This window comes from Ruegeria sp. AF5 (assembly GCF_056541905.1).
In genome coordinates this window covers 652,944-665,178 of the sequence record NZ_JBQFYZ010000001.1, presented here as the reverse complement: position 1 = coordinate 665,178, position 12,235 = coordinate 652,944, and the positions used below count along the sequence as shown (strand labels likewise).

Annotated in this window: 14 protein-coding genes; 9 read left to right on the top strand and 5 right to left on the bottom strand. The window is 60.5% G+C overall.

Annotated features, from left to right (window positions below):
* Nucleotides 1-97: 97 nt before the first annotated feature.
* From ACR0DS_RS03295 to ACR0DS_RS03270, 6 genes are all read left to right on the top strand, one after another.
* The gene (locus ACR0DS_RS03295; RefSeq protein ID WP_480557812.1) at nt 98-772 is read left to right on the top strand and encodes a DUF2161 domain-containing phosphodiesterase; all 675 of its coding nucleotides are present in this window, start codon (nt 98-100) and stop codon (nt 770-772) included.
* Nucleotides 773-924: 152 nt separating this feature from the next.
* Complete coding sequence (gene groES, locus ACR0DS_RS03290) at nt 925-1,212, top strand: co-chaperone GroES (RefSeq protein ID WP_170536247.1); 288 nt, start codon at nt 925-927, stop codon at nt 1,210-1,212.
* 53 nt (nt 1,213-1,265) lie between these two features.
* Entirely contained in the window at nt 1,266-2,903 is a 1,638-nt protein-coding gene (gene groL / locus ACR0DS_RS03285; RefSeq protein ID WP_267362982.1) for a chaperonin GroEL, read from the top strand.
* A 245-nt stretch (nt 2,904-3,148) separates the two neighbouring features.
* Nucleotides 3,149-4,000, top strand: coding sequence for a DMT family transporter (locus ACR0DS_RS03280; protein ID WP_480557810.1), 852 nt, complete (start codon nt 3,149-3,151; stop codon nt 3,998-4,000).
* Between the two features lie 29 nt (nt 4,001-4,029).
* The gene (locus ACR0DS_RS03275) at nt 4,030-4,803 is read left to right on the top strand and encodes an alpha/beta fold hydrolase (RefSeq protein WP_480557808.1); all 774 of its coding nucleotides are present in this window, start codon (nt 4,030-4,032) and stop codon (nt 4,801-4,803) included.
* On the top strand, nt 4,800-5,951 hold the full coding sequence (locus ACR0DS_RS03270; RefSeq protein ID WP_480557806.1) for an alpha-D-ribose 1-methylphosphonate 5-triphosphate diphosphatase: 1,152 nt from the start codon (nt 4,800-4,802) through the stop codon (nt 5,949-5,951). The genes ACR0DS_RS03275 and ACR0DS_RS03270 overlap by 4 nt, the downstream gene beginning before the upstream one ends.
* 65 nt (nt 5,952-6,016) lie before the next feature.
* On the opposite strand, the gene ACR0DS_RS03265 is transcribed toward ACR0DS_RS03270, so the two are convergent.
* The 4 genes from ACR0DS_RS03265 to ACR0DS_RS03250 all read right to left on the bottom strand — a co-directional run bounded on the left by ACR0DS_RS03265 (nt 6,017) and on the right by ACR0DS_RS03250 (nt 8,625).
* Entirely contained in the window at nt 6,017-7,084 is a 1,068-nt protein-coding gene (locus tag ACR0DS_RS03265; protein ID WP_480557804.1) for a 5-(carboxyamino)imidazole ribonucleotide synthase, read from the bottom strand.
* Nucleotides 7,085-7,086: 2 nt separating this feature from the next.
* A complete protein-coding gene (locus tag ACR0DS_RS03260) occupies nt 7,087-7,842 on the bottom strand; it encodes an NAD(P)-binding domain-containing protein (protein WP_480487573.1) in 756 nt (251 codons plus the stop codon).
* Nucleotides 7,839-8,324 carry a 5-(carboxyamino)imidazole ribonucleotide mutase gene (gene purE, locus ACR0DS_RS03255; RefSeq protein WP_267362974.1) on the bottom strand — a complete coding sequence of 162 codons (486 nt, stop codon included), beginning with the start codon at nt 8,322-8,324 and terminating at the stop codon, nt 7,839-7,841. The genes ACR0DS_RS03260 and purE overlap by 4 nt, the downstream gene beginning before the upstream one ends.
* Before the next feature lie 76 nt (nt 8,325-8,400).
* A complete protein-coding gene (locus ACR0DS_RS03250) occupies nt 8,401-8,625 on the bottom strand; it encodes a YdcH family protein (RefSeq protein WP_209504778.1) in 225 nt (74 codons plus the stop codon).
* A gap of 163 nt (nt 8,626-8,788) precedes the next feature.
* On the opposite strand from ACR0DS_RS03250, the gene ACR0DS_RS03245 reads away from it, so the two are divergent.
* From ACR0DS_RS03245 to ACR0DS_RS03235, 3 genes are all read left to right on the top strand, one after another.
* Nucleotides 8,789-9,202 (top strand): Hsp20 family protein, encoded by a 414-nt coding sequence (locus tag ACR0DS_RS03245; RefSeq protein WP_058275530.1) that lies wholly within the window; start codon nt 8,789-8,791, stop codon nt 9,200-9,202.
* 5 nt (nt 9,203-9,207) lie between these two features.
* On the top strand, nt 9,208-9,432 hold the full coding sequence (locus tag ACR0DS_RS03240; protein WP_480475477.1) for a DUF1150 family protein: 225 nt from the start codon (nt 9,208-9,210) through the stop codon (nt 9,430-9,432).
* A 93-nt stretch (nt 9,433-9,525) separates the two neighbouring features.
* Nucleotides 9,526-10,413 carry a PhzF family phenazine biosynthesis protein gene (locus tag ACR0DS_RS03235; protein ID WP_480557802.1) on the top strand — a complete coding sequence of 296 codons (888 nt, stop codon included), beginning with the start codon at nt 9,526-9,528 and terminating at the stop codon, nt 10,411-10,413.
* Between the two features lie 101 nt (nt 10,414-10,514).
* Here ACR0DS_RS03235 and ACR0DS_RS03230 read toward each other — a convergent pair whose 3' ends face one another.
* Nucleotides 10,515-12,233: a bifunctional sulfate adenylyltransferase/adenylylsulfate kinase gene (locus tag ACR0DS_RS03230; RefSeq protein WP_480557800.1), complete on the bottom strand. Its 1,719-nt coding sequence runs from the start codon at nt 12,231-12,233 to the stop codon at nt 10,515-10,517.
* Between the last annotated feature and the right edge of the window lie 2 nt (nt 12,234-12,235).

Genomic DNA, 12,235 nt, shown 5'->3' with positions numbered 1-12,235 from the left:
GTTGTGTCATCAAGGTGTTCCAGACATAGCCATGCCTGCGACCCATGTTCAAGCAACCCGTCTGGTATTCCTCAACAATCTGCGTAGCATAGGCCCCATGAACCGCGAGCAGGACCTCTATCCCCCGATCAAGGCGCTTTTGGAGCGTCAGGGATACACCGTCAAAGGAGAAGTGGGCGCTGCCGATATCGTCGCGATGCGCGAAGACGAGCCGCCTGTGATTGTCGAGCTCAAGCTCAGGTTCACGCTGTCCCTGTTCCATCAGGCAATTGCCCGCCTGAAACTCACGGATCAGGTCTATATCGGGGTCAGCAAACCCACCGGGCGCACGGCCCGGCGGGCGCTCAGGGACAATCTGGCGCTGTGCCGCAGGCTTGGTCTGGGTCTGATCACCGTACGTACCGATGGCACGGTCGAGGTGCAATGCGATCCGGGGCCCTATGCGCCGCGCAAGAACAAGGCCAGGGCGGCGCGGCTGCTGCGCGAATTCGACCGGCTGGAGGGCGACCCCAATTCCGGGGGCGCGACACGTCATGGGATCGTGACGGCCTACCGCCAGGATGCGCTGAAATGCGCGGCCTTTCTGGCCGAACACGGCCCGGCCAAAGGGGCCGAGGTCGCCAGATCGGTGGGTGTTCCGGTCGCCACCCGGTTGATGCGGGAAAATCACTATGGCTGGTTCGAGAAGGTTGAAAAAGGTGTCTACGCTCTTACCTCTGAGGGAACAGACGGCTTAAAACACTGGGCCTACAGCTGGGAACAGGCCGACTAGGCCGTTCTCAAAAAAATCCCAAACACCTTGTTGACTCGGCGTTTTAGACTCCCTAGCTATGCGTCGTTATCACTCACACACACCGAGTGCTAACGCCTCGTCGAATGGCGAGGGGAGGATAAACAAAACTTTGAGCCCAAGGAGCTGCAAAGATGGCATTGAAACCGCTTCATGACCGTGTGCTGGTTCGCCGTACCGAAAGCGATGAAAAAACCGCAGGCGGACTGATCATTCCTGACAGCGCAAAAGAAAAGCCCAGCGAAGGCGAAGTCGTCGCAACCGGCGAAGGCGCGCGCAAGGACAGCGGCGAGCTGATCGCAATGGCGGTCAAGGCTGGCGACAAGATCCTGTTCGGCAAATGGTCGGGCACCGAGGTCCAGGTCGACGGCGAAGAGCTGCTGATGATGAAAGAAAGCGACATCATGGGGATCATCGAGTAAGCCCGCGCTTTCTCTGATCCTCCACTAAACACATTTTCTCAAGGAGAAACGACATGGCTGCAAAGGACGTCAAGTTCGACACCGATGCCCGCAACAAGATGCTGAAAGGCGTCAACATTCTGGCGGATGCTGTCAAAGTGACCCTGGGCCCCAAAGGCCGCAACGTGGTTCTGGACAAATCCTTCGGCGCACCGCGCATCACCAAAGACGGTGTTTCGGTTGCCAAGGAAATCGAACTGGAAGACAAGTTCGAAAACATGGGCGCGCAGATGGTGAAAGAAGTCGCCAGCCGCACCAATGACGAAGCCGGTGACGGCACCACCACCGCGACCGTTCTGGCGCAGGCCATCGTAAAAGAAGGCCTGAAGCAGGTTGCAGCGGGCCTGAACCCGATGGACCTGAAGCGCGGCATCGACCTGGCAACCGCCAAAGTTGTCGAAGGCATCCGTGCTGCTTCGCGCGAAGTCAAAGACTCGGCAGAAGTTGCTCAGGTTGGCACCATCTCGGCCAACGGCGAAGCTGAAATTGGCCAGCAGATCGCGGACGCGATGCAGAAGGTTGGCAACGAAGGCGTCATCACCGTCGAAGAAAACAAAGGTCTGGAAACCGAGACCGATGTTGTCGAAGGTATGCAGTTCGACCGCGGCTATCTGTCGCCTTACTTCGTCACCAACGCAGACAAGATGATCGCAGAACTCGACGACTGCATGATCCTGCTGCACGAAAAGAAACTGTCCTCGCTGCAGCCGATGGTTCCTCTGCTCGAGCAGGTGATCCAGTCGCAAAAGCCGCTGCTGATCATTGCAGAAGACGTTGAAGGCGAAGCGCTGGCAACTCTGGTTGTCAACAAACTGCGCGGCGGCCTGAAAATTGCTGCTGTCAAGGCACCGGGCTTCGGCGATCGCCGTAAGGCCATGCTGCAGGACATCGCAATCCTGACCGGCGGTCAGGTGATCAGCGAAGATCTGGGCATGAAGCTTGAGAATGTCACCATGGACATGCTGGGCACCGCCAAGAAGATCGAGATCAGCAAAGACGAAACCACCATCGTCGACGGTGCTGGCGAGAAAGCCGAGATCGAAGCACGTGTTGCTCAGATCCGCACCCAGATCGAAGAAACCTCGTCGGATTACGACCGTGAGAAGCTGCAGGAACGCGTTGCCAAACTGGCAGGCGGTGTTGCCGTTATCCGCGTCGGCGGCATGACCGAAGTTGAAGTGAAAGAGCGTAAGGACCGTGTGGACGATGCTCTGAACGCAACACGCGCAGCCGTTCAGGAAGGCGTCGTTGTAGGCGGTGGTGTTGCTCTGGTTCAGGCCGGTAAAGCACTGGAATCGCTGAAAGGCGCAAACGCTGATCAGGACGCAGGCATCAACATCGTGCGCAAGGCCATCGAAGCGCCGCTGCGCCAGATCGCCGAAAACGCAGGCGTTGACGGTGCGGTTGTTGCAGGCAAAGTGCGCGAATCTTCGGATCCGGCCTTTGGCTTCAACGCTCAGACCGAAGAATATGGCGACATGTTCTCGTTCGGCGTGATCGACCCGGCCAAAGTTGTCCGTACCGCTCTGGAAGATGCGGCATCGGTTGCCGGCCTGCTGGTCACCACCGAAGCGATGGTTGCAGACAAACCGCAAAAAGATGCACCTGCTGGCGGCATGCCCGACATGGGCGGCATGGGCGGCATGATGTAAGCACGTCGAATTCGCCTAAGCGAATTCCGACGACCCCTGACAGGCGTTTGGCTGCAAGGTCAGGCTGTCGAGAGGGGAAGCAAAGTGCTAACGGACGGGGTCGCCTTTTGGCGGCCCCGTTTCATTTCCGATGGCCGCAATGCGGCCATGCCTCCGGCGGGAGTATTTTGGAAAAGATGAAGGCTGGGCCGCGTGTGCCCGAATTGTGAGTGTCCAACGCGCCGCCAAGTCGGTATGTGGTTGAAATGCGACTGTTCCTTCTGACCGCCCTGACCATGTGCGCCTTTGCGGCGAACTCCATTCTGAACCGGCTGGCTATCGACAGCGCGTCCAGTGATCCTGCGGGGTTCGCCATTATTCGGGTTCTGGCGGGGGCGTTGGTTCTGGCTGCACTGGTGCTGCTGCGCAGAGGACATTTGCCCCTGCGCAACCGCAGGCGGTTTATCGGGGCGGGGTCGCTTTCCCTGTATATGATCGGGTTTTCCATTGCCTATCTGACGTTGGATGCAGGGCTGGGCGCGCTTATCCTGTTTGCCGTTGTGCAGATCACCATGTTCGCCGCCAACGCCCTTGCCGAGGTCAAACCCACCCGACGACAGCTGGCCGGGGCAGCGATTGCACTGGGTGGTCTGGCCTGTGTCCTGTGGCCCACAGGAACAGTGCAGGTCGATCCAACCGGAACCGTTTTGATGATTGCAGCCGGGATCGGCTGGGCAGCCTATTCACTGGCCGGGCGGTCCGAGCCTGATGCGTTGCAGGGCACGGCCGCAAATTTCATCGTCGCGCTGCCGGTGACCGCGCTGACCCTGATGGCCACAGGGGCAGAGTGGCACATGACCGGATTGGGCTATCTCCTTGCGGCCTTGTCAGGTGGCGTGACCTCGGGTCTGGGATACGCCTTGTGGTATCGCGTTCTGCCCCGGCTGGCACCTTCGACGGCGGCGGTCGTCCAGCTCAGCGTGCCGGTGATCGCGATTGTGGGCGGCGTGGTGCTGTTGGGGGAAAGCGCGGGTGTGCGGCTGCTTGTTGGTGCGGCACTGGTTTTGGGCGGTATCGCGCTGGCTGTCCTGCGACGTCAACGTGGGAAGGGCTTTTAACGCAGGCGTACAGGCTTTATCTGGCGGGTATGAGAATTCTGATCGCCCTGCTTTGTTGCCTTTTTCCCGCCGTGGCCAGCGCGAAATGCGTTGTCCTGCTGCACGGTCTGGCCCGGACCGAGGCGTCATTCAGCGTGATGGAGCAACTGTTCAAAGCGAATGGCTATTCCGTCGTGCGCCCCGGTTACCCATCGACCGAAATCGGTATCCCCGAACTGGCCGAACAAACCATCCCGCAAGCATTTGCAGCCTGCGGCAGTGACACCGTCAATGTCGTTGCGCATTCCATGGGTGGCATCCTGTTGCGATACTGGTTGCAGGACCACAGCCCTGAAAACATGGGCCGTGTCGTCATGCTGGGGCCGCCCAATCAGGGTAGCCAGCTGGTCGATGAACTCAGCGCGTGGGAGGTGTTCGGATACCTGAACGGCCCGGCCGGACTGCAACTGGGTACGGGCCCGGATGGTATTCCCAGCCGCCTGCCGCCCGTGGATTTCGAACTGGGGGTCATCGCAGGTTATCAGTCCCTAAACCTCGTGTTTTCATCTCTGATCGACGGTCCTGACGATGGCAAGGTGTCGGTCGAATCCACCAAGGTCGAAGGCATGGCCGATCATCTCGTCTTGCCGGTGACCCACACCTTCATGATGAACAACCCGCAGGTCATGGCACAGGCTTTGCACTTCATCGAATTTGGTCGGTTTGATCCCCAGATCACTTGGCTGGATGGTGTGATGGACGTAATAGACGAGATCTGCATCGGGCAGAATTGCTCGGAACCGGGGGCGGAGCCATCAGAATGACCACATTGGATCTGACATTGACCGGTGCCGAGGTTCTGCTCCCGGATGAAGGGCTGTCACGCGCGGAGCTTTCCATTGCAGGTGGGGTCATTCAGAAAGACGCAACCGGGCGGCGGATTGACCTGACCGGGTTTCTTGTTCTGCCAGGTATTGTCGACTTGCACGGCGATGGGTTCGAACGCCATATCGCCCCACGTCGCGGCGCGATGAAGCAGATGAATGAGGGCATTCTGTCGGTCGAGGCCGAACTGGCGGCCAACGGCATCACCACAGCCGTTCTGGCGCAGTTTTACAGCTGGGAAGGCGGCGTGCGCGGCCCGGACTTTGCCGCGCAGGTGTTTGCGGCCATCGCAGCGGTCAAGGGCAGCACGGTCACCGATCTGATCCCGCAATTGCGGTTCGAGACCAATATGCTCGCGGATTACGACGGGCTGGCCCGTCGCATCGCCGATTGGCAGGTGCTATACGTGGTCTTCAATGATCACCTGCCGCATGATCGTTTGGCACAGGGCAAGAAACCACCGCGCCTGACCGGGCAGGCATTGAAGGCCGGACGCAACCCAGAGGCGCATTTTGCGATGCTGCTCGACATGCACGCCCGCAAGGCTGAGGTTCCGGCGGCGCTAGAAGCGCTCTGTTCGGACCTTGCGGACATGGGCGTGCGTCTGGGCAGCCACGATGACGCAACTGCCGAGGCGCGCGCCTGGTGGCGCGGCCAAGGGGTGCGCATTGCCGAGTTTCCCGAAACGCTTGAAGCCGCCGAGGCCGCGCGCGCTGCTGGGGATCACGTCATTCTCGGCTCGCCCAATGTGGTCCGCGGTGGCTCGCATAAGGGCAACGCCAGCGCGGTAGAGCTGATTGCGATGGGGCTCTGTGATGCGCTGGCCTCGGATTACCATTATCCCAGTCCACGCCGCGCGGCGCTGATGCTGGTCAAAACCGGGCTGCTGGATCTCGCAGGGGCCTGGGCGCTGATCTCATCCGGCCCCGCGCGGGTGCTGGACTTGCAGGACCGGGGCACGCTTGCCGCGGGCAAACGCGCCGATCTGGTTATCCTTGATGCAACCACTCACCGGGTCGCCGCGACATTGGCGGGCGGGCGCGTCAGCTATATGTCAGGGGATATCGTGGCGCGCTTTGTGGGGTGAAACCAGACCGGCTTCACCTTTTTCCAAATACTCTCGCCGAAGGCATCGCGCCGCAGCGCGATATTCTACCGCATAATCCGGTTGAAATGTCCCATCTTGCGACCGGCCTTGACCTCGGCCTTGCCGTAAAGATGCAGCGCGACGTCCCGTTCGCGCGCCAGCTCGGGCACACGGTCCATATCGTCGCCAATCAGGTTCTCCATCACCACATCCGAGTGGCGCTGCCCGTCGCCCAACGGCCAACCCGCCACCGCGCGGATGTGCTGTTCGAACTGATCCACGGCGCAGCCATTCTGCGTCCAGTGGCCCGAGTTATGCACGCGCGGCGCGATCTCGTTCACGATCAGTCCGCCGGGTGTTACGAACAGCTCAACCCCCATGACACCAACATATTCCAGAGCGTTCAGGATATTGGCCGCCAGCAGGATGGCATCGGTGCGCTGGGCGGGGGACAGTCGGGCAGGGATGGTGGTGGTGTGCAGGATGCCATCGCGATGCACATTCTCACCCGGGTCGAAACAGGCCACCTGACCGTCCAGCCCGCGCGCAGCAATGATCGAAACTTCGTGCAAAAAATCAACGAACCCCTCCAGAAGGGCAGGCGCACCAGCCATATCGGCCAGCGCGGCCTCGGCATCCCGGGGGGTGCGCAATCTGGCTTGTCCTTTGCCGTCATAGCCAAAGCGGCGGGTCTTCAGGATGGCGGGCGTGCCGATTTCTTCGATGGCCGCATTCAGGCTGTCCAGATCGGTGATATCCGCAAACGGAGCCGTTTTCAGGCCAAGCCCCTGCAGGAACGTCTTCTCGTTCAGGCGGTCCTGACTGACCCTCAATGCCTCACGCCCGGGACGAATGGGGCGATGGGCTTCCAGAATATCCAATGCCTCGGTCGGGATGTTCTCGAACTCATATGTGATGACGTCCACCGCATCAGCGAAGGCCGTCAAGGCGTCGATATCGTCGTAGGCCGCTGTCGTAACCCGATCCGCAACCTGCCCGGCAGGCGGGTTTGCGCCCGGCTCGTAGATGTGGCTGACAAACCCCAGCCGAGAGGCCGCCACCGACAGCATCCGGCCCAGCTGGCCGCCACCCAGAATCCCGATCACTGCACCTTGGGCGAGCATCTCCGCCATCGTCAATTCTCCAAACGTTTTCCAATTGCGCCAAGCGCCGCTCTCAGCGCCTCATGCGCGCCCTGTTCGATCAGGGTGCCCGTCATTTGCAGGCTCAAAGTACCTTCGGTCGCCAAAGCGTCGCGCTCCTGTGCCAACCGCCCGGCTGTGCCTTTTTCCATCGCGGCGAGAAAACCCGCCATCAACTGCGTGGTATAGAACTCTGCCCCGTCCGCATCGCCGGTTACGTCACCCAGCCATTCGGCCCCGGTGGCCATCAGATCCAGAATGCCGGGAACCATGGCACAAATGGCAAAATGCGCGTTCAGCGCCACCTCATCCGCAACCTTGACCACGGGGTTTTCCGGCTCAAACAGCTCGGCCAGCAAGCGGTCATTGCCGAACGCCGCCATCGGACAGCCACCGGACTGCAAGAACCCCAGTGGGATGGTTTGGACGAAATCCGACGCAGGGGCGCAAAGCTTGGCCAAATCCTCGGCGGAAACGGCCGCCATAACCGACACAACCTGCTGATCAGCGCGAAAGGTCAGGGGGGCCAGAACCTCGGCCGCGATATGCGGGCGCAGGCACAGAAACACGATGTCCGAGGCGTCAATCACCGCTTGCGGCGGCGCGATAGTCACGCCCAGTTCGGCCTTCAGGGCGGCCGAGACCTCGGCGTTGCGTTCTGTCACGCTGATCTCATGCCCTTTGGCGGCCATCAGCCGCGCAATCGGCGCGGCGATATGCCCGGTGCCGATAAACCCGATCCGGCTCATCCCTGCGGTTCCTCGGGGATCGAGGCGGACAACGCGTCACGCCAGGCATCCAGCCGCGCGGCCAGGGCTTCATCCTGCAAGGCCAGAATGCCCGCGGCCATCAGGCCCGCATTGGCCCCGCCAGCGGACCCGATTGCCATGGTCGCCACGGGAAAGCCCTTGGGCATCTGCACAATGGAATACAGCGAATCCACCCCCGACAGGGCCCGCGTCTGCACAGGCACGCCGATCACCGGTACCCGTGTTTTCGAGGCCATCATACCCGGCAGATGTGCCGCGCCACCTGCGCCCGCGATGATCACCTGCAACCCGCGCGACACGGCGGTCTTGCCATAGTCCCACAACCGGTCCGGGGTGCGATGGGCCGAAACGATACGCGCCTCATAAGCGATGCCCAGTTCATCCAGAATATCTGCGGCTTCCTTCATCGTGGGCCAGTCCGACTGGCTGCCCATGATGATCCCCACTGTCACATCGCTCATCCGCTTACGTCCCCGCGCTCAGAAAGAGCGCGCACTATAGCCAAATCCGCTTTTGTGGCAATGCGGTACAGGGTGTTCAGGCAATGATATCGGGGGTCAGGCGGTCTTCGATCAGGCGGATGAAGTCTTTCAGGCGCAGTTTTTCCTTTTTCAGACGCCGAAGGGTCAACTGATCAGCCGTTCCTTTTTCATGCAGCGCCTCGATCGCTTCATCAAGGTCGCGGTGCTGGCGGCGGAAAACCTCCAATTCAACCCGCAGAACTTCATCGGTTTTCATCGAAAGGTCGGTGGGCGCGTTCATTGGCGACTCGGGCTTGTTGTGGTGCTTGCCCAACAAGATAGTGTGTCAGACGTTATCGCGCCAGACCTTGTGGACATCCTGGTTTCTTCCCATATTCTATAACAAGCGGTTGCCGGAACGGGACCGCGCACCACGTCGCTTTGACAATAAAGGACGAAAATACGTGTCGAAACTTACTCTTGGCTCATACCCGCATCTTTTGGGGTTCGAGCAGCTGGAACGCCTTCTGGAACGGTCTGCAAAGGCCGGTAATGAAGGATACCCGCCCTATAATATCGAACAGACCTCGGACTTTTCCTATCGCATCACCCTTGCCGTGGCCGGGTTCGCCGAAGAGGATCTGTCGATCACCATCGAGGATCGCCAACTGGTGATCCGGGGCCGTCAGCGCGACGACAGCGAGGGGCGCATCTTCCTGCACCGTGGCATCGCGGCGCGTCAGTTTCAGCGCATGTTCGTGCTGGCCGACGGGGTCGAGGTGGGCGAGGCGATTATGGAAAACGGTCTGCTGCATGTGGATCTGACCCGCGCCGTGCCGGAAACCGTGGTTCAGACAATCAATATACGGAAGGGGTAAGAGCTATGAATACACCGATTGAAATCAACACCGAAGGCAATCGTATCGTCTATGTGAAAACAGTCGACGTTGCCGATCTGCCGCGTGATCTGCGCGATCAGGCAGGTGATCTGGATCACCTTTATGCCGTGCACGATTCCGATGGGCAGCAACTGGCGCTTGTGGCCGACCGCAAGCTGGCTTTCGTTCTGGCCCGTCAGCACGACCTGTCACCTGTGGCCGTTCACTGAACGGCCCCTTAGCCCGGGCGGGGCTGAAACGTTGCCCGCAACACATGCGCATCGGCGAAACTGCCGCTTTTAATCTGTAACGGAGCCGACTGCATGAGCTGGTTTGAATTCGACTGGGTAGACGCCTTCACCAATCGTGCATTTGGCGGCAACGGTTGTGCCGTGGTCCATGGCGGCGCGGGTCTCTCGGCCGAGGTCTGCATGGCATATGTGCGCGAAACCTCTCTGGTCGAATGCACATTCACCGGCCCGTCCGACGTGGCCGACATCCGCGTCCGGTATTTTCTGGCCAGCCGTGAAATTCCCTTTGCCGGGCACCCGACGATTGCCACCGTAGCGGCGATGCGGTCGCGCGGTATGATCTCCGGCGATAATCTGACGCTGGAAACCGGCGCGGGTCTGGTTTCGATCGGATTGCAGGGCGACCAGATCGAAATGACGCAGGTCGCACCGCAATTTGGTGCGCATGTGCCTGCCGATCTGGTGGCAAAGGCGATCAGCCTGCCGCAAGAAGCCATCATCTCGCCACCCCGGATGGTTTCAACCGGCTTGCCCTTCTGTATCACCGTTCTGCGCGATCATGACGCGTTGCGCGCGGCCCGCCTGTCCGAGGGCGCGCTGCGGAAAGTGGCTGCGAGGGCAGGGTATTCCGGCTCGGATATGGCCGAGCCTTTCCTCGTGACGCTCCAAGGGGCCACCGATGCGGGCGATACGTTCTCGCGCCTGCTTATGGCCCCGCCCAGCCCGCCCGAGGATCCGTTTACCGGGTCCGCCACCGGGGCCATGGCGGCCTATCTGTGGAGATACGGGCTAATGACCAAAGACAGTTTCGTTGCGGAACAGGGTCACGATATGGGCCGCCCCGGTCAGGCCGTGGTCACGCGCGTTGGACCCGCCGACGCGATGACAGGGATCAGGGTTGCCGGTCAGGGGCATATCCTGATGCGCGGGCAGGTTGACCTGCCAGAGACCGCGCAATAAACGAACCGGCTCACACCCGGCGACGTCCCCAAACACCTCAGCCCCGTCAAAACAAAAACGGCCCCCGTAAACCGGAGGCCGCTTCGTTTCATTCATCAGATTCAGCCGGCTGCGATCAGGCCCATGCTTTCCAGCTTCAGCAACACCTGATGGGCGCAGTTGTCGACCTCGACATTCTCGGTCTCGACACGCAGCTCGGGGTTCTGAGGCACGTCATACGGGTCCGAGATGCCGGTGAATTCCTTGATCTTGCCCTCGCGGGCCAGCTTATACAGACCCTTGCGGTCGCGCCGCTCACACTCTTCGATGGTGGTCGCAACATGCACTTCGCAGAAGGCACCGAACTGCTCGATCTCTTCGCGCACCGCGCGGCGTGTGGTGGCATAAGGTGCGATCGGGGCGCAGATGGCGATGCCACCGTTCTTGGTGATCTCGGATGCCACATAGCCGATCCGGCGGATGTTCAGGTCGCGATGCTCTTTCGAGAAACCCAGTTCGGATGACAGGTTTTTTCGCACGATATCGCCATCCAGCAACGTGACCGGACGACCCCCCATCTCCATCAGCTTGACCATAAGCGCGTTGGCGATGGTGGATTTGCCCGAGCCCGAGAAGCCGGTGAAGAACACGGTAAAGCCCTGCTGGCTGCGTGGCGGCTTGGTCTTGCGCAGCTCGGCCACAACTTCGGGAAAGCTGAACCATTCGGGGATTTCCAGGCCCTCGGCCAGACGGCGGCGCAGTTCGGTGCCCGAGATGTTCAGGATCGTGACATTGTCCTTATCCAGAATCTCGTCATTCGGCTCGTATTGCGCGCGTTCCTGCACATAGACCATGTGTTTGAAATCGACCATCTCAACGCCGATCTCATCCTGGAACTGGCGGAACAGATCCTGCGCGTCATAGGGGCCATAGAAATCTTCACCGGCCGAGTTCTTGCCCGGGCCCGCGTGATCTCGGCCCACGATGAAATGGGTGCAGCCATGGTTGGCACGGATCAGCCCGTGCCAGACCGCCTCGCGCGGGCCTGCCATGCGCATCGCCAGATTCAGCAGGCTCATCGAGGTGGTGGATGCGGGATACTTGTCCAGTACCGCCTCATAGCAGCGCACGCGGGTAAAGTGGTCCACGTCGCCGGGCTTGGTCATGCCGACGACCGGGTGGATCAGCAGGTTGGCCTGCGCTTCCTTGGCAGCGCGGAAAGTCAGCTCCTGATGCGCACGGTGCAAGGGGTTGCGGGTCTGGAAGGCCACGATCCGGCGCCAGCCCAGCTTGCGGAAATAGGCGCGCAGCTCGTTCGGCGTATCGCGGCGACCGCGGAAGTCATAGTGAACAGGCTGCTGGATGCCCACGACAGGGCCACCCAGATAGACCTTGCCCGCCACATTGTGCAGATAACTCACAGCCGGGTGGGCATCGTCATCGGCACCAAAAACCTTCTCGGCCTCGCGGGCCTTGTTCGGGGTCCAGCGGTCAGTGACCGTCATGGTGCCCAGAATCACGCCTTCCTGATCGCGCAGCGCGATATCCTGACCCAGTTCGATCTTGTCCGCAAAATCTTCGCTGACGTCCAGCGTGATGGGCATCGGCCAAAGCGTGCCATCAGCCAGACGCATGTTTTCGACGACATTGTCGTAATCGGCTTCGCTCAGGAAACCTTTGAGCGGGTTGAAACCGCCATTCATCAGCAGTTCCAGATCACAGATCTGGCGCGGGCTCAGATCCCAGCTGGTCAGGTCGGCGGCTTCGACCTTCAGTTTCTGGGCCGAGTCATACGACACATAAAGTTCGGGAATGGGGGCCAGATTGCTTAACATCGTCATCT

What these genes read in the sequence shown, in the direction of transcription:
- ACR0DS_RS03295 (WP_480557812.1), top strand. Translation starts at nt 98, where the DNA reads ATGAACCGCGAGCAGGACCTCTATCCCCCGATCAAGGCGCTTTTGGAG.
- groES (WP_170536247.1), top strand. Translation starts at nt 925, where the DNA reads ATGGCATTGAAACCGCTTCATGACCGTGTGCTGGTTCGCCGTACCGAA.
- groL (WP_267362982.1), top strand. Translation starts at nt 1,266, where the DNA reads ATGGCTGCAAAGGACGTCAAGTTCGACACCGATGCCCGCAACAAGATG.
- ACR0DS_RS03280 (WP_480557810.1), top strand. Translation starts at nt 3,149, where the DNA reads ATGCGACTGTTCCTTCTGACCGCCCTGACCATGTGCGCCTTTGCGGCG.
- ACR0DS_RS03275 (WP_480557808.1), top strand. Translation starts at nt 4,030, where the DNA reads ATGAGAATTCTGATCGCCCTGCTTTGTTGCCTTTTTCCCGCCGTGGCC.
- ACR0DS_RS03270 (WP_480557806.1), top strand. Translation starts at nt 4,800, where the DNA reads ATGACCACATTGGATCTGACATTGACCGGTGCCGAGGTTCTGCTCCCG.
- ACR0DS_RS03265 (WP_480557804.1), bottom strand. Translation starts at nt 7,084, where the DNA reads ATGGCGGAGATGCTCGCCCAAGGTGCAGTGATCGGGATTCTGGGTGGC.
- ACR0DS_RS03260 (WP_480487573.1), bottom strand. Translation starts at nt 7,842, where the DNA reads ATGAGCCGGATCGGGTTTATCGGCACCGGGCATATCGCCGCGCCGATT.
- purE (WP_267362974.1), bottom strand. Translation starts at nt 8,324, where the DNA reads ATGAGCGATGTGACAGTGGGGATCATCATGGGCAGCCAGTCGGACTGG.
- ACR0DS_RS03250 (WP_209504778.1), bottom strand. Translation starts at nt 8,625, where the DNA reads ATGAACGCGCCCACCGACCTTTCGATGAAAACCGATGAAGTTCTGCGG.
- ACR0DS_RS03240 (WP_480475477.1), top strand. Translation starts at nt 9,208, where the DNA reads ATGAATACACCGATTGAAATCAACACCGAAGGCAATCGTATCGTCTAT.
- ACR0DS_RS03235 (WP_480557802.1), top strand. Translation starts at nt 9,526, where the DNA reads ATGAGCTGGTTTGAATTCGACTGGGTAGACGCCTTCACCAATCGTGCA.
- ACR0DS_RS03230 (WP_480557800.1), bottom strand. Translation starts at nt 12,233, where the DNA reads ATGACGATGTTAAGCAATCTGGCCCCCATTCCCGAACTTTATGTGTCG.